Here is an 18,386-nt window from a genome sequence, read left to right as displayed (position 1 = left end):
TGTCAGCCAGATTACGCCTCGTCCCAGCGGAAGTCATGGAATTCCTGCCGCAAGTCCTTCTTCGAGATCTTACCCGTGGCGGTGTGCGGCAGGCGCGCGACGAAGACCACCGCGTCGGGCAGCCACCACCGCGCGACGTGCTGGCGCAAGTGATCGCGGATGGCGTCTGCATCGGCGGTCATGCCCTCGCGCAGCACCACGGCCAGCAGCGGGCGCTCATCCCATTTGGGATGGGCGATGCCGATGGCGGCTGCCTCGGCGACGGCAGGATGACCGATCGCGGCGTTCTCCAGCTCGACCGAGCTGATCCATTCGCCGCCGGACTTGATGACGTCCTTGGTGCGGTCGGTAATCTGCAGCGTGCCATCGGGATGGAGGATGGCGACGTCGCCGGTATCGAACCAGCCATCGGCATCCACCGCGTCGGCCTCCGCGCCGTAATAGCGCTGGATCACCCAAGGCCCGCGCACCTGCAAGGCGCCGGCCGTCTCACCGTCGCGCGGCAGTTCGCGGGTCGCATCGCCGAGGTCGACGCAGCGCATCTCGACGCCGAAGGGCGGGCGGCCCTGCTTGGTCTTCATCGCAACCTGCGCGGCAAAGTCCATCGCGTCCCAGTCCCACGGCTCGCCCCCGGCGGTGCCGACCGGCGAGGTCTCGGTCATGCCCCAGGCGTGCGACACGCGCATGCCCGCGGCCATGAACCACGCGACCAGCGCTTGCGGCAGGGCCGATCCGCCGCACAGCACATCGGTCAGCGAGACCGGCAGCGCACCGTCCCTTGCGGCATCGGCGTATTGCGCCAACCCGAGCCACACGGTGGGCACCCCGGCCAGCGCAGTCACCGCATGGCGGTCGATCAGGTCGCACAGCACCGCCGGTTCGGCGACGGCAGACAGCACCAGCTTGGCGCCCACCATGGCCGAGGACCACGGGATGCCCCAGCACGCCGCGTGAAACATGGGCACGACAGGAAGCACGACCGAGCGCGCCTCGACCCGGAACACCGGCGGCTGCAGCACCGACATGGCGTGAAGGACGGTCGAGCGATGCGAATAGAGCACGCCCTTGGGATTGCCGGTGGTGCCGCTGGTGTAGCTCAGCATGCAGGCCTCGCGCTCGTCGCCCTCGGCCCAGGCGCCCGGCTCGGCGTCGATCCAGTCGTCGAACGCCGGCGCGGGCGCGCCGCTGTCGAAGCAGACATAGTGCGTGATCGTTGGCCAGCGCGGCCTCATCCGCTCGACCAGCGGCGCGAAGACCACATCGAACAGCAGTACCCGGTCTTGCGCATGATTGACGATGTAGTCGAGCTGGTCCTCGAACAGCCGCGGGTTGAGTGTATGAAGCACGGCCCCTGCACCCGGCACGCCGTACCATGCGACGAGGTGCCGCGCATGGTTCATCGCCAGGGTGGCCACGCGTTCGCCCGGCTGAACGCCGGCGCGGCGCAGCGCCGTCGCCAAACGCCGGGCATCGTGCGCGACCTGTGCCCAGGTCGTCGTGGTTTCGCGGCCGTCGGCCCAGCGGCTGGCGATTGCCCGCGTGCCATGCTCGCGCGCGGCATGGTCGATCAGCCGGCCCACGCGCAGGGGCCAGTCCTGCATTCCGCCCAACATCCTCAACCTCTCCCGCAAACGGGCTGGCCTGTCGTTATTGTACCAGCCTGAGATCCGCCTTCGCCGTCAGCGCCATATTGGCCAGGCCCTCGATCGGCATCAACCGCTCGATCAGCTCGCTGTCCAGCTTGAAATTCCGTCCCAACCGCACCCGCGGCTCCGACCCGCAGCCAGTGCGCAGGCGCGCGATGACCTCGCCCTTGGCGTCCGGTTCGCGCGGCAATAGCAACGCCAGCTCGCGGATCGCGTCCTCGCGCAGCACATCGAGCGTCAGGTGCATGCGCGCGGCGCTGGTCACGCTCGCCAGCGGACGGGCGCTGCGCACCGTCACGCGCGGCGGTTCGTCGGCATTGGGGCGATCGAGTTCGACGTTGAGCAGCACGCAAATGCCGTCCTTGGCCCATTGCACGAAGTCGTCGACCAGCGCTTCCTCGAAGCACGATGCGGTGAACAGGCCGCTGCTGTCGGAAAAGTCGGCCATCACGAAGTCCTTGCCGCGCTTGGTCTTGCGCTTCTGCACGTTCTCGACCAGCGCCGCCATGACCGCGCCCGAACGCCCCGCAGCCTGGGCATCGCCGGCGCCGGCCATCAGGCTGCCGTACGTGCGCGCGCCATTGGCGCTGGCGACGGCGCGATATTCCTCGACCGGGTGCGCCGCGAAATAGAAGCCGAAGTTCTCGCGCTCGGCGGCCATCTGGTCGGCACGGCTCCAGGCCTTGGTTTCGGCCAGCCGCGTGGCGGGCTGGTCGTGGCCGTCGCCGCCGAACAGGCCGCCCTGCCCCGAGGTCCGGCTGCGCACGGCCTCGTCGACGACTGCCATGAGCAGTTCGGCGTTGGCGATGATCTTGGCGCGGTTCGGCTCCAGCCCGTCGAGCGCGCCCGCCGCAGCAAGCGCTTCGAGCTGGCGGCGGTTCATCGAGCCGGCGGGGATGCGCTTGAACAGGTCGTCGAGCGTGGCGAACGGCCCATTGGCCTCGCGCTCGGCGACGATCGCTTCCATCGCTTTCTCGCCCACGTTGCGCAGGCCCGCGAGGGCATAGCGCACGGCATGGCCTTCGGCGGTGCGTTCGACGGTGAATTCGGCCTCGGAATGGTTGATGTCTGGCCCGGCCAGCGCCACGCCGTTGCGTCGCATGTCATCGACGAAGATGTTGAGCTTTTCCGACTGATGCATGTCGAAGCACATCGAGGCGGCGTAGAATTCGTGAGGGTAATGCGCCTTGAACCAGGCAGTGTGATAGGCGAGCAGCGCGTAGGCGGCGGCGTGGCTCTTGTTGAAGCCGTAGCCCGCGAACTTGTCGATCAAGTCGAACAGTTCGTTGGCCTTGCCTGGCTCGATGCCCGAGATGTCCTTGCACCCGGCGACGAAGCGCTGGCGCTGCTGGTCCATTTCGGCCTGGATCTTCTTGCCCATGGCGCGGCGCAGCAGGTCGGCGTCGCCGAGTGAGTAGCCGGCAAGGATCTGCGCGGCCTGCATCACCTGTTCCTGGTAGACGAAGATCCCGTAGGTCTCGGCCAGAATGCCGGAGAGCTTTTCATGCGGATATTCAATGCTTTCCAGCCCGTTTTTGCGACGGCCGAACAAGGGGATGTTGTCCATCGGGCCGGGACGGTAAAGCGAGACGAGCGCGATGATGTCGCCGAAGTTGGTCGGCTTCACCGCGGCCAGCGTGCGGCGCATCCCTTCGGATTCCAGCTGGAACACGCCGACGGTGTCGCCCACCTGGAGCAGACGATAGACGTCGGCATCGTCCAGCGGCAATTGCGAGAGGTCGATCTTGACCGTGCGCTTGGCGAGCAGGTCGACCGCCTTGCGCAATACCGACAAGGTCTTGAGGCCGAGGAAGTCGAACTTCACGAGGCCCGCGTCCTCGACGAACTTCATGTCGAACTGCGTGACCGGCATGTCCGATCGCGGATCGCGGTAGAGCGGGACCAGCTGGGCCAACGGCCGGTCGCCGATGACCACGCCGGCGGCGTGCGTAGAGCTGTTGCGCGGCAGGCCTTCGAGCTGGCGCGCGAGGTCGATCAGGCGCTTGACCTCGGGATCGCGGTCGTACTCGCGCTTGAGCTCGACCACGCCGTTGAGCGCCCTCTCCAGCGTCCACGGATCGGTCGGATGGTTGGGCACCATCTTGCAGAGCCGGTCGGTCTGGCCGTAACTCATCTGCAGGATGCGCCCGGTGTCACGCAGCACCGCGCGCGCCTTGAGCTTGCCGAAGGTGATGATCTGCGCGACGTGGTCCGAGCCGTATTTGCGCTGGACATAGCGGATCACCTCGCCGCGGCGGGTTTCGCAGAAGTCGATGTCGAAGTCGGGCATCGACACGCGCTCAGGGTTGAGGAAGCGCTCGAACAGCAGGCCCAGCTTGATCGGGTCGAGGTCGGTGATGGTCAGCGCCCAGGCCACCAGTGAGCCTGCGCCCGAGCCACGCCCAGGCCCCACCGGAATGTCGTGATCCTTGGCCCACTTGATGAAGTCGGCAACGATCAGGAAGTAGCCGCCGAAGCCCATCCGATTGATGATCGAGACTTCGAATTCCAGGCGCTGGCGATAGGCGAGCACCTCTTCCCAGGCACCCGCCGCCTGCAATTCGGGGAACTGCGTCGGGTCCGGTTCGCTGTCCGGTCCCATGCACAGCACGCGCTCGAGCTCGGTGTGGCAAACCTCGGGATAGTAGGACAACAGACGCTGGACGAGGCCGGTCCGGCTGTCGGCCGCGCAGGCGCGTGCCTCGCCTTCCTGGTCGCCTGCGAGGCTCGGCAGGATCGGCTTGCGGCGCGGTGGCATGCAGGCAGTGCGTTGCGCGACGACAAGCGTATTGGCCAGTGCCTCGGGCAGGTCCTCGAACGCTTCGGCCATCGCCTCCATCGGCTTAATCCACCACTCGCGCGAGGACCGCGGCCGGTCGGTGCTGTCGACATGCGTGGAACTGGCGATGCACAGCATGGCATCGTGCGCATCGTAAAACACGGCGTCGGCAAAGCAGGCGGGATTGGTTGCGACCAGGGGCAGGTTGCGGGCATAGGCCATGTCGATCAGCCCCGCCTCGGCCGCGCTTTCATCAGCGTCCCCGCGTCGCGCGATCTCGATATAGAGGCGCTCGGGGAACAGCTCTTCCAGGCGCGCGCAATAGGCGCCGGCGGCGTCGGTCTGCTCGCCTGCCAGCAGCCGAACGAGCGCGCCCTCGCCCGCGGCGGTCAGGCAGATCAGGCTGTCGGTATAGCCGACCAGATCGGCCAGCGCGACGTGCGGTGCATGCTCGAGCGGGCGGTCGAGGTGCGCACGGCTGACGAGGTGACAGAGATTGTCGTAGCCCTTGTCGTCCTGCGCGTAGAGCGCCAGCCAGTCGATCGTGGGCCCCTGCGGCCCGAAACCGGGCGTCGCCGCACCCTCGCGCTCGGGCCGGGCAACGGCGAGCATCGTGCCGATGACCGGCTGCACCCCGCCATCCTTGCAGGCCTTGGCGAAGGCGGCACTGCCGTAGAGCCCGTTGCGATCGGTGATCGCGATGGCGGGAAACCCGCGCTTTTCCGCCGTCTTCGCGATCGCCTTGGGATCGATCGCGCCATCGAGCATGGTATACGAGGAGTAAACGCGAAGCGGGACGAACGGTGCGAATGCCATCTTGTGAATATAGCACGCCGGTTCACACATTTTGAGAGGGCAACCCCTCGGTTCTGGGGATAGGTCCAAGGCCATGCGCTCTTCCCAAAACGCATTGGCCGTGTTTTCATCCGGCGATGACCGACTACATCCTTTTCATGCATGACGATGCACCGCCCGGCTCGGACGAACAATGGGGCGCCTATTTCGAGCTGCTGCGCCAATCCGGCGCATTCGAGGGCGGCAGCAGCATTGGTCAGGGGATCAACATCCGGGCATCCGGCACGCCGGGCCCGGCGAGCGATCATCTCACCGGCTTCATCCGCATTCGTGCCGAAACCCTCGATCAGGCGCGCCGGCTGGCCGAAGCGAACCCGGTGTTCGTCGCGGGCGGGACCATCGAAATCCGCGAACTTCCCATGGACGACTGACCGGGCGCTTCGACGCGCGTTGTTCACTCAGCCCTTGCGGGCCGCGATCCAGCCGTCCACGCGGTCTTCCAGCACCGACAACGGCACCGAGCCCGCGCTCACCACGACGTCGTTGAACGCCTTGAGGTCGAACCGCGAACCCAGCGCATCTTGCGCGCGCCGGCGCAGTTCCATGATCTTGAGCATCCCGATCTTGTAGCCGGTGGCCTGGCCGGGCAAGGTGATGTAGCGCCGCACTTCGGAGCGGGCCTGCTGTTCGGGCAGGTGCGCCGTCGCGACGAGATAAGCGACCGCCTGGTCCTCCGACCAGTTCTTGGCATGGAGACCGGTGTCGGTCACGAGCCGCGCGGCGCGGAACATCTCGGCGTCCAGCCGCTCGAGATCAGCAGCGGCATCGGGGAAAGCGCCCATGTCGGCGCACAGGTTCTCGGCATAGAGCGCCCAGCCCTCGCCGAATGCGACATAGCCATAGCCGAGCCGGAACTGCGGCGTGCCCTTCTGGCGAACCTGCACGTCGCCCTGCAACAGGTGGCCGGGAATCGCCTCGTGGCACATCAGCGTATAGAGGCCGGCATCGGCGTCCTTTTCGCCCAGCATGTGCAGCCACACGCGCCCTGGACGCTTGCCATCGGGGCTGGCGAAAGCGGCATGGGCCGCGCCGCCAGCCACTTCGCTGAACGAAGGCTCGCGGATCACCTCGGCGCCATAGGCCGGCAGCGCGCCGAAAAAGCGAGGCAGCAGCGCACGATTGGCCGCGACGATGGCATTGGCCTTGGTGAGCCGCGCGGCCCGCAGTTCGTCGGTCCACGGGCGCGGCGGGTCCTTGGCGAGAATGTCGGCACGCAGCGCCGCCGCATCGGCAAAGCCGGCCTTGACCGCCAGTGCGTCTTCCTCGGCCTGGATGCGCTTCACCTCGGCAAGGCCGGTCTGGTGAATCTGCTCGGCCGTCAGGTCCGTCGTGGTGTTGAGCCGCAGCGCTGCCGCGTACCAGGCCGCCCCGTTGGGCAGGGTCCCTGCCCCGGCAACGCCCGAAGGCGCCTTGGGCAGTTCGGCCTGCGCCCAGGCGACGACCCGGCCATAGGCGGGCTTGAGCGCGAGGATCGCGGCCTTCGCCCGCTCGGTGCGCTGCGCGGCATCGGCCGCCGACAGGCCTTTGTTCGCGACGAGCTTCGCGATCTTGGCCTGCGCGTCTGCCCAGAGCGGCGAGGCGGCGCCGTCGTCGAACGGCGCGCCGGTGATCAGACGCTGGCTGCCCGAAATCACCCGTTCGAGCTGGAAACGCGGCGGCACGATCCCCGCCTTGGCCGACAGCGTGCTCTGCGCGATCGCGGTATCGAGCACGCCCGGGATCGCCGCGACGCGCGCGATATACCCGTCGAGGTCGGCCAGATCCTGCACCTGGTGCGTGTTGATGAGGAAGTTGGGCAATTCGGCGTGGATCGAATAGAGGAACCCGTAGAACGGCGGCTGATAGCGCCGGTACTTGTACTGCAGCTCAGCGCGTTCGAGCTCGAGCGCCCAGATGTCGTAATTGATGCGACCTGCCGGAGAGAGCCGGTCACGCACGAAGGCCTGCTTCATGCGTGCGACGCTGCCCTTGCGCCACTCCAGGCGCTGCAACATGCCCTTGTCGCTGATGTCGTCGAGCCGGTCGATACCCTCCTTGCGGCCTAACCGCGTGGCGAGCTGCGGCCGCGCCGCCAGTTCGGCGGTGAATTCGCGGTCGAGAAATGCGGTCAGGCGCGCGTCCTCCGCTTCGGCCGTGGACGCCTTGGTCGGTGCCATGGTCGTGTCCGCAAGGACCGGCGGTGCAGCGAGCGTGAGCGTGGCGCCTGCCAGAGCGGCACAAAGAAAAGCAGCGCGGGTCTGTCTGGTCATCGGATGGGTCCCTCATCGATTATGAGGGGACTGTGCCGGGGCCAAGCTCTTGTGACAACTGGAATACGTGACAAATGGTCTTGGCTGCCGGCCCGAAGTCACAGCAGGGCCGCGATATCCTTCTCGATCTTTTCCGGCGCGTCGTTCGGGGCATAGCGCTTCACCACGTGGCCGGAGCGATCGACCAGGAACTTGGTGAAGTTCCACTTGATCGCCTCGGTACCGAGGACGCCGGGCGCCTCGTGCTTGAGCCACGTGAACAGCGGGTCGGCCTCAGCCCCGTTGACCTTCACCTTGTCCATGATCGGAAAGGTCACCCCGAAGTTGATCGTGCAGAACGAGGCGATCTCGTCCGCCGTTCCGGGCTCCTGCGCCCCGAACTGGTTGCAAGGGAATGCGAGGACATGAAAGCCCGCCTCGCGATGCTGCTGCCACAGCGCCTCCAGCCCCGCATACTGCGGCGTGAAGCCGCAGCGCGAGGCTGTGTTGACCACCAGCACGACCTGCCCCTTCAACGTCGACAGGTCGAAGGCGGTGCCATCGGGCAGCCGTGCCGTGAAATCCGACAGCGTGTGCGGCGCCATGGTCGATGAAGGTTCGTCGGTCATGACGCTGCCCCTGGAGATCAGAGCGGAAAGTCGCTGCGCGCGAACAGCTCGACCGCTTCCTGCGGGCCATAGCTGCGGTCACCCGATTTCTCGATGACGAGTTCGCTGCGGTCGGCCTCGGGCATGCGCGCCATCAGGCGGACCATCTCGGCGAACGTGCCCGAATGCAGCACTGCAAAACCGTGAAGCACCGAGCCGGCCGCGTCACGCGTGACGATCGTCGCGTGATCGCGCCAGAAGTCGTGGGCCTCGTCGTGCGATTCACCGCGAATGGTAGTATTCATTGCGTCATACCCTCCTTTGGGTTCCCGGCTAACGCATCAGCGCTGCGCCGGTTTCCATGAAACGGCGATGAACCGTTATTCCAGTACGCCTTCGTGCAGGCGCATCACGCGGTCCATCCGGAACGCCAGTCGCTCGTTGTGCGTGGCGACGAGCGCTGCGCTGCCTTCCTCGCGCACGAGCTTGAGGAACTCGTCGAGTACCCGGTCGGCTGTTGCCTCGTCGAGGTTGCCCGTCGGTTCGTCCGCCAGCACGAGCGCGGGCCGGTTGGCCAGCGCGCGCGCCACGGCGACGCGCTGCTGCTCGCCGCCCGACAGCTGGCTGGGGCGATGGTCGAGGCGATGCCCGAGGCCGAGCGCGGTCAGCAGCTCGCTGGCGCGTGTCCGTGCGGAAGCCTCCGGCGCGCCGTTGACGAGCTGCGGCAGCATCACGTTCTCGGTCGCGTTGAAATCGGGCAGCAGGTGGTGGAACTGGTAAACGAAGCCCAGATGATCGCGCCGCAGCACGGTACGGGCATCGCCATTGAGCGCGGCGGCATCGGTGCCGGCGATCTCGATCTTGCCCTCGAACCCGCCTTCGAGCAGCCCCACCGCCTGCAGCATGGTCGACTTGCCCGAGCCCGAAGGTCCGAGCAGCGCAACGATCTCGCCGGGGTGGATGTCGAGGTGAATACCACGCAGCACGTCGATGCGCACGCCGCCCTGCTCGAAGCTGCGGCGCAGGTTGCGCAGGCGGACGACGGGTGCGGTCATGGTCTGGTCACTCATAGCGCAGCACCTGCACGGGATCGGTGCTCGCGGCCTTGAGCGCCGGATACAGCGTTGCAAGGAAGCTCAGCACCAGCGCCATCAGGGCGATGGTCACGATCTCGACCGGGTCGCTGCGGCTCGGCAGCTCGGTCAGGAAGCGGATCGAGGGGTCCCACAGGTTCTGCCCGGTCAACAGTTCGACGAGGTGCACCACGGGCTGGCGGAAATAGAGGAACACGAAGCCGAGAACGAGGCCGACTGCGGTCCCGAGGGCGCCGATGACGAAGCCGATCGTCATGAAGATCTTGAGCAGGCTGCGCCGCGACGCCCCCATCGTGCGCAGGATCGCGATATCGCGCGTCTTGGCACGGACCAGCATGATCAGCGACGAGAGGATATTGAACACCGCCACCAGCACGATGATCGAGAGCACGACAAACATCGCCACGCGCTCCACCGCCAGCGCCTCGAACAGGCTGGCGTTGATGGTCTTCCAGTCGGTGACCTGCGCTCGGCCCTCGAGCTGCTTCTTCAGCGGCGCAAGCGTCGTCGTCACGGTGTCCGGATCAGTCGTCGTCACCTCGATCATGCCGATCGCATCGCCTGTCAGCAGCAGGGTCTGGGCATCGGGGATGGGCATGACCACGAAGGCATTGTCGTAATCATAGACGCCGATCTCGAAGATCGCCGAGACGCGATAGCCGACCTGGCGCGGCACGGTGCCGAACGGCGTCGAGCGGCCGGCGGGATTGATGATCGTGATCGTATCGCCGACTTGCGCACCAAGGCTTTCCGCCAGGCGCGAGCCGATCGCCACGTTGTCCGTGCCCGGCTGCAGCGCGGCCAGCGTGCCGGCCTTGAGCTTGTCCTGCAGGCGGCCGATGTCCTTGGGCGTATTGCCGCGCAGCAGGATCGCCTCGACCCGGCCGTTGAAGCTGGCCAGCAGCGGCTGCTCGATCAGCGGCGAGGCGCGCGTGATGCCCGGCGTCTTTTCCAGGCGCTTGACGATATCCTGCCAGTCGTCGAGCCGGCCGCCATAGGCCTGAACCACGGCATGGCCGTTGAGGCCGACGATCTTGTCGAGCAGTTCGGCGCGGAAGCCGTTCATCACGCTCATCACGATGACGAGCGCCGCCACCCCGAGCATGACGGCGACAAGGCTTATGCCGGCCACCATGGCAATGAATGCTTCCCCCCTGCCCGGCAGCATGTAGCGCTTGGCGATGGTCCATTCGAACGGCGTGAGGATCAAGGACGGCACACTTTCGGTATGGGGTAAGGACGGTGCGTCGCTTTAGGCCGACGCACGCCGTGCGGCAAGCCGCGTCGCCCCAATGCCGGTGTCGCCATTCCGTTCCGGCGTCGCGAAATTGCGCCACCTGGGCCCAGGCATGGAGCCGTCAGGCCGCGACGCGGAGCCGCGCCCGGCCTTCGGACTTGGCGCGATAGAGCGCGCTGTCGGCCGCCGCCATCGCCAGGTCGGCATCGTCGGTCAGGGCCGCGATCCCTGCGCTGATCGTGATGCGCACGACGCCCTGCGGCGTGTCGACCGCCAGCGCATTCACCGCGCGGGCCAGACGCTCGCACACTTTCTCGGCATGGAGCAATTCCGTCTCGGGCAGGAGCACGGCGAATTCCTCGCCGCCAATCCGCGCGACGAAATCGGTCGAACGCACCGCTTTCGCCGCGGCCTCGGCAAAGGCGCAGAGCACGCGGTCGCCGACGGCATGACCAAACCGGTCGTTGACCTTCTTGAAGAAATCGATGTCGATCACTGCCAGGGCAGCCGGAACGCCGCTTTCACCGATCGCCGCAGCGGCCTCGAAGAAGGCACGGCGGTTGGGAATGCCGGTCAGCGGATCGGTCAGCGCCGCACGCGAAAGGTCTTCCTCGATCTGCTTGCGCTCGGAGATGTCGCGGGTGACGCATACAAGGCCCGTTACCCGGTCCTCTTCGTCCTGGACCGCACGGAAGTGGGTCTCGAGCCAGCGAGAAATCCCGGTCGCGGTGGTCGAGCGGAATTCGGCCGCCTTGGGAAAGCCCGGGTTTTCGACTGCCGCACGCGATGCCTGGGCAACCACGTCGCGCCACGCATCGTCCGCAAGCGAGGCGAACGGTGCGCCGACCAGGCGGTCGGGATCACGGCCGGTCAGCTGGGTGATCGACGGCGAGGCATATTGCACCTCGCCATTGCGGCCCAGGTGCATGATCACGTCGCTGACGTGGTCCGACAGCAGGCGATACCGCGCCTCGCTATGGACGAGCGCGTTGAGCCGGCGCCGGCGTCGCTCCTGTTCGGCAACGATCGGCAAGGCGCAGATCACGTTGAGCCCGAGGTAAATCTGCAGGAATTGAAGGTGGCTGGCGAGCAGCGGCATGTCGCCATTGTTCGGCTCCATCGCCGCAATGGGGCCATAGCCATAAAGCGTCATCAGCCCGCCCACCAGCGCGAGCATCGATGGAAGGCCCAGTGCCACCAGGGGATTGGCCCAGATCGCGGCGAACACGACGAGCAGCAACGGCAGGAGCAGCAGCGGGCGCGCCGGCTGAAGGAAGGTGAAGAACGCGAGGACCGCCATCGCCGCGAGCATCAGCGCGGCCTGCGACCATTGACCCCGCGGCAGCAGGCGCTCGCGGTGATGGATCGAAATGCATATCCAGCTTCCAGCGGGCAGGACGATCAGCAGGCCAAGCGCATGGCCGATCAGCCAGTTGACGAAGTTGGTGGCAAACGTCTCGCCCGGCAGCAATGAGACCAGGCCACCGATAACAAGCGAACCGATGGCCGGGACGAGCAGACCGATCCCCAGCACATACCCTGCCATCCACTCGGCAACGTCATTCGGCCAATGCTGCTGTGTTATCCGGCGCAGAATGAGCGCCGCGGCGACGCCTTCGAACATGTTTACCGCAACCACGCCTGGCGCAATCATCCAGCCAAGCCCGAACAGGCCGGTGACGACAAGGCTCGCCAATGCCGCAGCGGCCACTGTCATGGGCCACACCCGCAGCGGCAGCGGATTGAGTCGCACCGCCAGGAAGGCATTCGCAAACCACACGACCGCCACGCCACCGGCGAACCGGCTGTAATGTATCGCAAGCAAGGCGCTGAGGAAAAAGCCGATACCCGTCCATATTGCGGAATGCAGTGCCGCTTTGCTGGATACGGCCACTCGGGGCCTCGGGATGACGGTTGTTGGCATCGGCGAATTATTTGCCATATCGGTGGTTAATTTCGTCCTAAGCGAAAAGGCTGAGGCCGAACACACTGGTTAATGCAAGAAACACCATGTGCCGGCAATGCTCTTGGCGATCCAATTCGATGGGTTTGCGGGAAAATAGGCGCGCATCGCCCGACGCTATGTGACGGTTCGGAGACCGCCCCTTGCGTTTGAGGGCAAATCTCGCCACATGGGCGCCGTTGCTCGGCCGGGGCAAATCGCACCGGTGCGACTCCTCAGGCGCGGGCCCTTGCGAGACATCATGATCACCACCAATCCTTTCGAAGATCGCGACGGCGACAAGCTGCGCGAGGAATGCGGCGTTTTCGGCGTGCTGGGCGCGCGTGACGCCGCGGCCATGACGGCGCTGGGCCTTCATGCGCTGCAGCATCGCGGACAGGAAGCGGTGGGCATCACCAGTTTCGACGGCCAGGAATTCTATTCCCGCCGCGGGATCGGCCACGTCGCGCAGAACTTCTCGAGCGGCCACGCGATCGCCGAACTGCCGGGCATGATGGCTGCGGGACACGTCCGCTACTCGACGACGGGCGGCTCGGGCCTGCGCAACGTCCAGCCACTGTTCGCCGACCTCGCTGCGGGCGGCTTCGCGATCGCGCATAACGGCAACATCTCCAACGCGATGTTCCTCAAGCGCGACCTCGTGCAGAAGGGCGCGATCTTCCAGTCGACGTCGGACACCGAGGTCATCATCCACCTCGTCGCGACGAGCCGCTATCCGACGCTGCTCGACCGTTTCGTCGACGCGCTGCGCCTCGTCGAAGGTGCCTATTCGCTGATCTGCATGACGCCCGAGGGCATGATCGCGTGCCGTGATCCGCTCGGCATCCGGCCGCTCGTCATGGGCAAGCTCGGCGATGCCGTCGTCTTCGCCAGCGAGAGCGTCGCGCTCGATGTCGTCGGCGCCGACGTTGTCCGCGAAGTCGAGCCGGGCGAGCTGATCCAGGTCGCGCTCGATGGCTCGATCCAGTCGCACCGCCCGTTCGGTGAAACCGCGCAGCGCCCCTGTATCTTCGAGCACGTCTATTTCAGCCGCCCGGATTCGATCCTCGGCGGCCGGTCGGTCTATGAAGTGCGCAAGGCGATCGGCATGCAGCTGGCGATCGAGAACCCGGCCGATGCCGATCTCGTGATCCCGGTTCCCGACAGCGGTGTGCCTGCGGCTCTCGGCTATGCCCAGCAGTCGGGCATTCCGTTCGAGCTGGGCATCATCCGCTCGCACTATGTCGGGCGCACGTTCATCCAGCCTTCGGACGGCGCACGCAACGCCGACGTCAAGCGCAAGCACAACGCCAACCGCGCGCTTGTCGCGGGCAAGCGCATCGTGCTGATCGACGACTCGATCGTACGCGGCACCACCAGCCTCAAGATCGTGCAGATGATGCGCGAGGCCGGCGCCCGCGAGGTGCACTTCCGCGTCGCCAGCCCGCCGACCGAGCATTCGTGCTTCTACGGCGTCGACACGCCCGAGCGTTCCAAGCTGCTTGCCGCTCGCATGGACATCGCCGCAATGGCCGAATTCATCCAGGCCGACAGCCTCGCCTTCGTTTCGATCGACGGTCTATACCGCGCGGTGGGCGAAGCGCAGCGCAACGCCGGTTCGCCGCAGTACTGCGACGCCTGCTTCACCGGGGACTATCCGACGCGGCTGACCGACATGGGTGATCGCGCGCCCGGTTGTTCGCCGGTAAAGCTGAAGACCAAGACCGAAAAGGCTGCCTGATGAGCACGGATACGGCTGCGACCCCGCTCGCGGGGCAGGTCGCGCTCGTCACCGGCGCGAGCCGCGGCATCGGCGCGGCCACTGCGCAGGCCCTCGCCGCCGCGGGGGCGCATGTCGTGCTCGTCGCGCGCACGGCTGGTGAACTGGAGAAGATCGAGGACGCGATCTTTGCGGCTGGCGGCAGCGCGACGATCGCCCCGGTCGATCTGACCGAGCCCGAAAGCGTCGCCCGGCTCGCCACCGCGATCGCGGAGCGTTGGGCCGCGCTCGACATCCTCGTCATCAATGCCGCCGTGCTGCCCGCGCTGACCCCGGTCTGGCAGATCGAGCCGCGCGATTTCAGCCGGGCGATCACGCTCAACGTGCTGGCGACGCATTCTTTGATCACCGCGTTCCATCCGCTGCTCAAGGGCAGCCACAATGGCCGGGTCATCGGCCTGACCAGCAGTGTCGGCGCCAGCCCGCGCGCCTATTGGGGGGCCTATGGCTCGACCAAGGCGGCATTCGACAACCTCCTGTCGAGCTACGCGCAGGAAGTCGCCGGGATCTCCGCGATCCGCGTCGCCATCGTCGACCCGGGCGCCACGCGCACCAAGATGCGCGCCAAGGCCTATCCGGGCGAGAACCCCGCGAGCGTCAAGCCGCCCGAGGCCGTGGCGACACGAATCGTCGCGCTGGTCGGCGAGGATTTTGCCAGTCCCCATCGCGAGCGGGTCGACGCTCCGGCCTGACCTTGCCGGATACTGCAGAAAGGCTTGCGTAGAAAAACGCAGGCTTTTTTCTTGCGCGTTAACCTCGAGGTAACGCTCTTTCCTCATCCTTTATGAAGGGCGACGGTTCAGCGTTGTCTGACATGAGACGGACGGATGCCGATGTCTTCGATCACGTGGCAAATCGACTATGAGGCCGCAGCGAGCGATGATCGCTGTGCCCCGCGCGCCAGGCTGGTCATCCCGTCGAAGATGCGCCGCAACGGCGGCCGCGCTGCCCAGACCATGGTGCTCGATCTGTCGCTGGCCGGTTTCTCGGCGCTTTCCCCCACCCGGATCGAGCGCGGAAGCACCCTCCTCCTCACGCTGCCCGGGCATGAGGCGCGCACGGCGACGGTGATCTGGTGGCACGCCGGGATCGTCGGCTGCGCGTTCGACAACCTGCTGACCCAGCGCGAACACGATGCGCTGCTGTTGCGCTACGGCGGCGACGGAGAGCCCGCGGGGCGCTGACCGCCCGCTCCCCCGGCGTTGCTTCCTACTTGCCCGATTCCCGCTTCATCGTCGCATTGGCCTCTAGCGCGCGGGTGCGTGCGTCGCCATGCTCGATGATGCGCGCGGGATATCCCTTGGGCCGGTTTTCCGGATCGTGGATCTCCGCGTCGTCCAGCTTGCGCAGCTCGGGCACCCATTCGCGGATATAGCCCGCCGCGTCGAACTTCTCGGATTGCGAAAGCGGCGCCATGATCCGCGAGAACATGTTGGCGTCCACGCCGCTGCCCGCCACCCACTGCCAATTGGTTGCGTTCGAGCCATAGTCGGCGTCGACGAGCGTATCCCAGAACCACTGCTCGCCCCTGCGCCAGTCGATCAGCAGGTGCTTGACGAGGAAACTCGCGGCGATCATCCGGACGCGGTTGTGCATCCACCCGGTGTGCCACAACTGGCGCATGCCGGCATCGACGATGGGATAGCCCGTCTGCCCCTGCTGCCAGGCCTTGAGGTCTTTCGGACTGTGCCGCCACGGCAGGGCATCGAACGCAGGGCGCCCGTTTTTGGCGGCATAGTCGGGCAGCTGCAGGATGATGTTCTGGCCATAATCGCGCCAGCCCAGCTCGCTGAGGAAGACGTCAACCGACCCGCCGGCATCGGACACCGCGTGCCATGCCATGGCCGGGGAGAGCTCGCCGAAGTGCAGGTGCGGCGAGAGCATCGACGTGCCCTCTTCCGATGGCAGGTTGCGCGTCGCATCATAACGCGATGCCAGGTCGACGAAGGTCTTGAGCCGGGCGGCAGCGCCCTTCTCGCCCGGCGTCCACGCCTTGCGCATCCCGCCGGCCCAGTCCGGCTTGGTCGGCAGCAGGTCCCAGTCATCCAGCTTGTCGCTCGCGGGCCAGAACGATGGCGCTTCCAGCTTAGCCGGTGCCTTCACCGGCTTGGGCGGCGGCAAGTGCTGCTGCGACGCGCGCCAGAACGGTGTGTAGATCTTGTAGGGCTGGCCGCCGCCGGTCTTAAGCGTGCCGGGCGGGACGAGGTAGTTGCCGTGATGCAGCTGCAGATCGAAGGTCTTGGCCACGGCCTTTTCGGCCATCCGCCACCACGGCTCGTAGTGGTGGAGCGCTTGGACGGTGCGGGCGCCCGTCTCGCGCCGGATCGCGGCCAGCGCAGCGTCGCATTTGCCGCGCTTCAGGATGAGGCGTGAGCCCATCTTGCGCAACCGGGTATCCAGCGCTGCGAGGCTGTGGTGCAGCCACCAGCGCGAGGCCGCGCCCATGCGCCGATGGCGCGGCGTATCGTCATCGAGGACGTAAACGGGGATTACCGGAGCTCCGGCGGCGGCGGCAGCGGCGAAAGCAGCCTGGTCCTCGAGGCGCAGGTCGCGGCGCAGCCAGACAATCGTTGGGCTCGTCATGCTTGCTATGTGGCGGCTTATCGCGCACTTGACCATGCCAAAGCCCCTTGCCCCTTGGTGCAGGCGAGCCGGATGGAGATGGCACCATGGCCGACACCGAACATTTCGTACGCCCCGACGTCGCGGGGTTTCTCGCCTACCTGCAGCAGTCGCGCGACAGCGGAGTCCCGGGCCTGCACCAGATCCCGCTCGGGGACGCGCGCCGGATCTATGACGGCATGCAGGACCTGGCGGATCTCCCTGCGGCGCCACTCGCTGTCATCCGCGACTTAGCCTGCCCGGCCGGCGAAGCGGGGCGGACCATTGCGCTGCGCCTCTACGACGCCCGCGCCGAACGCGCGCCGGGTCCGGTCCTGGTGTTCTTCCACGGCGGCGGCTTCGTGCTCGGCGGGCTCGACAGCCATCACAACGTCTGCACCACGATCGCCGCCACGCTCGACCTGCCACTCGTGGCGGTCGACTATCGCCTCGCGCCCGAACACCCCTTCCCCGCTGCGCCCGACGACGCCGAAGCCGCTGCCCGGTGGATAGCCGGCAGCCCCGATGCTCTCGGCCTCGACGTCACCGGGCTTGTCCCGATCGGCGACTCGGCGGGCGGCAATCTCGTGATCGTCACCACGCAGGCACTGATGCAGCGCCCGGCCGCGGTGCCGGTAATCGCGCAGGTCCCGATTTATCCGCTGGCCGACGACAACGCCGCTCACCCTTCCCTCAGCCAGTTTGGCGAACGATTTCTGCTCGATGCGGACGCGATGGAATGGTTCTCGAATGCCTATCGGGCCACACCCGGCGATCCGCGTGCGTTTCCGCTGCACGGCACACATGACCACACGCCCCCGACGGTGCTAGTCACGGCAAGCCTCGATCCGATTCGCGACAGCGGGCGGGTCTATGGCGCCGCCCTGGCGAAAGCGGGCGTGGACTTGCTGATGCTCGAGCGGCGCGGCACAGTTCACGGCTTCATCCAGGTGCGCAAGGCCGTGCCGAGCGCGGCGGGCGATCTGGACGCGGTGCTTGCCGCGACGCGCTACGTGCTCGACAGTTTGACATGAGGACCAAGTATCGATGAGTGCGGACTCCCCCCTTGCCGCTCTGCCCTACCGCCCCTGCGTGGGCCTGATGATCGTCAACCCGCAGGGCCGCGTCTTCGTGGGCAAGCGGATCGACAACAAGGAAGGCGACGCCTGGCAGATGCCGCAGGGCGGCATTGACGAGGGCGAGGACGTCGTCCCGGCGGCCCTGCGCGAACTGCACGAGGAAACCGGCCTGTCGCCCGAGCACGTCACGGTGCTGGCGCAGAGCCGCGAGGAACATTTCTACGACCTGCCCCCCGAACTGGTGGGCAAGCTCTGGGGCGGAAAGTACCGCGGCCAGCGCCAGGCATGGCTGCTCCTGCGCTTCAACGGGCAGGACGAGGACGTCGTGCTCGACACGCACGATCCGGCCGAATTCTGCGAATGGAAATGGGTCGAGCCCGAGCAGCTGCCCGACCTCATCGTGCCGTTCAAGCGGCGCGTCTATCGCCAGGTCGTCGAGGAATTCCGCGCGCTGATCTAAGCGGGTCCTCATGCAATGCAGAGGGGCCCCCACCCCTCCGTCAGGCCTTACGGCCTGCCACCTCCCCGCCGCTGAGC

General features: G+C 66.7%; 15 protein-coding genes. 6 read left to right on the top strand and 9 right to left on the bottom strand.

Annotation, left to right across the window (positions count from 1 at the left end; genetic code table 11):
- Window positions 1–11 precede the first annotated feature (11 nt).
- Window positions 12–1,601 carry a long-chain fatty acid--CoA ligase gene (locus tag V7Q48_RS03165; RefSeq protein ID WP_333836214.1) on the bottom strand — a complete coding sequence of 530 codons (1,590 nt, stop codon included), beginning with the start codon at window positions 1,599–1,601 and terminating at the stop codon, window positions 12–14.
- Between the two features lie 46 nt (window positions 1,602–1,647).
- Window positions 1,648–5,241, bottom strand: a complete 3,594-nt coding sequence (dnaE, locus tag V7Q48_RS03160; protein WP_333836212.1) for a DNA polymerase III subunit alpha — start codon at window positions 5,239–5,241, stop codon at window positions 1,648–1,650.
- 116 nt (window positions 5,242–5,357) lie between these two features.
- Here dnaE and V7Q48_RS03155 point away from each other — a divergent pair, with 116 nt between their 5' ends.
- On the top strand, window positions 5,358–5,651 hold the full coding sequence (locus V7Q48_RS03155; RefSeq protein WP_333836211.1) for a hypothetical protein: 294 nt from the start codon (window positions 5,358–5,360) through the stop codon (window positions 5,649–5,651).
- A 27-nt stretch (window positions 5,652–5,678) separates the two neighbouring features.
- Here the strand turns inward: V7Q48_RS03155 and V7Q48_RS03150 are convergent, their stop codons facing one another.
- The 6 genes from V7Q48_RS03150 to V7Q48_RS03125 all read right to left on the bottom strand — a co-directional run bounded on the left by V7Q48_RS03150 (window position 5,679) and on the right by V7Q48_RS03125 (window position 12,371).
- Window positions 5,679–7,529, bottom strand: a complete 1,851-nt coding sequence (locus V7Q48_RS03150) for a DUF885 domain-containing protein (protein WP_333836210.1) — start codon at window positions 7,527–7,529, stop codon at window positions 5,679–5,681.
- Between the two features lie 98 nt (window positions 7,530–7,627).
- Window positions 7,628–8,137 (bottom strand): glutathione peroxidase, encoded by a 510-nt coding sequence (locus V7Q48_RS03145; RefSeq protein WP_333836209.1) that lies wholly within the window; start codon window positions 8,135–8,137, stop codon window positions 7,628–7,630.
- 17 nt (window positions 8,138–8,154) lie between these two features.
- Complete coding sequence (locus V7Q48_RS03140; protein WP_333836208.1) at window positions 8,155–8,421, bottom strand: hypothetical protein; 267 nt, start codon at window positions 8,419–8,421, stop codon at window positions 8,155–8,157.
- Window positions 8,422–8,496: 75 nt separating this feature from the next.
- Window positions 8,497–9,171, bottom strand: coding sequence for an ABC transporter ATP-binding protein (locus tag V7Q48_RS03135; RefSeq protein WP_333836287.1), 675 nt, complete (start codon window positions 9,169–9,171; stop codon window positions 8,497–8,499).
- 7 nt (window positions 9,172–9,178) lie between these two features.
- Window positions 9,179–10,420, bottom strand: coding sequence for a lipoprotein-releasing ABC transporter permease subunit (locus tag V7Q48_RS03130; RefSeq protein WP_333836207.1), 1,242 nt, complete (start codon window positions 10,418–10,420; stop codon window positions 9,179–9,181).
- Between the two features lie 148 nt (window positions 10,421–10,568).
- Window positions 10,569–12,371 (bottom strand): GGDEF domain-containing protein, encoded by a 1,803-nt coding sequence (locus tag V7Q48_RS03125; RefSeq protein ID WP_333836206.1) that lies wholly within the window; start codon window positions 12,369–12,371, stop codon window positions 10,569–10,571.
- 280 nt (window positions 12,372–12,651) lie between these two features.
- Between V7Q48_RS03125 and purF the strand changes: the two genes are divergently transcribed.
- From purF to V7Q48_RS03110, 3 genes are all read left to right on the top strand, one after another.
- On the top strand, window positions 12,652–14,130 hold the full coding sequence (gene purF, locus V7Q48_RS03120) for an amidophosphoribosyltransferase (protein WP_333836205.1): 1,479 nt from the start codon (window positions 12,652–12,654) through the stop codon (window positions 14,128–14,130).
- Window positions 14,130–14,861 carry an SDR family NAD(P)-dependent oxidoreductase gene (locus tag V7Q48_RS03115; RefSeq protein ID WP_333836204.1) on the top strand — a complete coding sequence of 244 codons (732 nt, stop codon included), beginning with the start codon at window positions 14,130–14,132 and terminating at the stop codon, window positions 14,859–14,861. Before purF ends, V7Q48_RS03115 begins: the two co-directional genes overlap by 1 nt.
- A gap of 141 nt (window positions 14,862–15,002) precedes the next feature.
- Window positions 15,003–15,353 (top strand): PilZ domain-containing protein, encoded by a 351-nt coding sequence (locus V7Q48_RS03110; protein WP_333836203.1) that lies wholly within the window; start codon window positions 15,003–15,005, stop codon window positions 15,351–15,353.
- Window positions 15,354–15,378: 25 nt separating this feature from the next.
- Here V7Q48_RS03110 and V7Q48_RS03105 read toward each other — a convergent pair whose 3' ends face one another.
- Complete coding sequence (locus V7Q48_RS03105) at window positions 15,379–16,752, bottom strand: cryptochrome/photolyase family protein (RefSeq protein ID WP_333836202.1); 1,374 nt, start codon at window positions 16,750–16,752, stop codon at window positions 15,379–15,381.
- Window positions 16,753–16,838: 86 nt separating this feature from the next.
- On the opposite strand from V7Q48_RS03105, the gene V7Q48_RS03100 reads away from it, so the two are divergent.
- Window positions 16,839–17,804 (top strand): alpha/beta hydrolase, encoded by a 966-nt coding sequence (locus V7Q48_RS03100; RefSeq protein WP_333836201.1) that lies wholly within the window; start codon window positions 16,839–16,841, stop codon window positions 17,802–17,804.
- A 13-nt stretch (window positions 17,805–17,817) separates the two neighbouring features.
- Window positions 17,818–18,309, top strand: coding sequence for an RNA pyrophosphohydrolase (locus V7Q48_RS03095; protein ID WP_333836200.1), 492 nt, complete (start codon window positions 17,818–17,820; stop codon window positions 18,307–18,309).
- Window positions 18,310–18,386 lie beyond the last annotated feature (77 nt).

This window comes from Novosphingobium sp. (assembly GCF_036803765.1).
Lineage (GTDB): Bacteria > Pseudomonadota > Alphaproteobacteria > Sphingomonadales > Sphingomonadaceae > Novosphingobium.
The sequence above is the reverse complement of the archived record's forward strand: the minus strand, read 5'-3'. Positions and strand labels throughout refer to the sequence as shown.

Excerpts from the sequence above, each read along its gene's own strand:
- dnaE (WP_333836212.1), bottom strand. The coding sequence starts at position 5,241 with ATGGCATTCGCACCGTTCGTCCCGCTTCGCGTTTACTCCTCGTATACC.
- V7Q48_RS03110 (WP_333836203.1), top strand. The coding sequence starts at position 15,003 with ATGTCTTCGATCACGTGGCAAATCGACTATGAGGCCGCAGCGAGCGAT.
- V7Q48_RS03165 (WP_333836214.1), bottom strand. The coding sequence starts at position 1,601 with ATGCAGGACTGGCCCCTGCGCGTGGGCCGGCTGATCGACCATGCCGCG.
- V7Q48_RS03100 (WP_333836201.1), top strand. The coding sequence starts at position 16,839 with ATGGCCGACACCGAACATTTCGTACGCCCCGACGTCGCGGGGTTTCTC.
- V7Q48_RS03155 (WP_333836211.1), top strand. The coding sequence starts at position 5,358 with ATGACCGACTACATCCTTTTCATGCATGACGATGCACCGCCCGGCTCG.
- V7Q48_RS03095 (WP_333836200.1), top strand. The coding sequence starts at position 17,818 with ATGAGTGCGGACTCCCCCCTTGCCGCTCTGCCCTACCGCCCCTGCGTG.
- V7Q48_RS03115 (WP_333836204.1), top strand. The coding sequence starts at position 14,130 with ATGAGCACGGATACGGCTGCGACCCCGCTCGCGGGGCAGGTCGCGCTC.
- V7Q48_RS03125 (WP_333836206.1), bottom strand. The coding sequence starts at position 12,371 with ATGCCAACAACCGTCATCCCGAGGCCCCGAGTGGCCGTATCCAGCAAA.
- V7Q48_RS03105 (WP_333836202.1), bottom strand. The coding sequence starts at position 16,752 with ATGACGAGCCCAACGATTGTCTGGCTGCGCCGCGACCTGCGCCTCGAG.
- V7Q48_RS03135 (WP_333836287.1), bottom strand. The coding sequence starts at position 9,171 with ATGACCGCACCCGTCGTCCGCCTGCGCAACCTGCGCCGCAGCTTCGAG.
- purF (WP_333836205.1), top strand. The coding sequence starts at position 12,652 with ATGATCACCACCAATCCTTTCGAAGATCGCGACGGCGACAAGCTGCGC.
- V7Q48_RS03145 (WP_333836209.1), bottom strand. The coding sequence starts at position 8,137 with ATGACCGACGAACCTTCATCGACCATGGCGCCGCACACGCTGTCGGAT.
- V7Q48_RS03150 (WP_333836210.1), bottom strand. The coding sequence starts at position 7,529 with ATGACCAGACAGACCCGCGCTGCTTTTCTTTGTGCCGCTCTGGCAGGC.
- V7Q48_RS03140 (WP_333836208.1), bottom strand. The coding sequence starts at position 8,421 with ATGAATACTACCATTCGCGGTGAATCGCACGACGAGGCCCACGACTTC.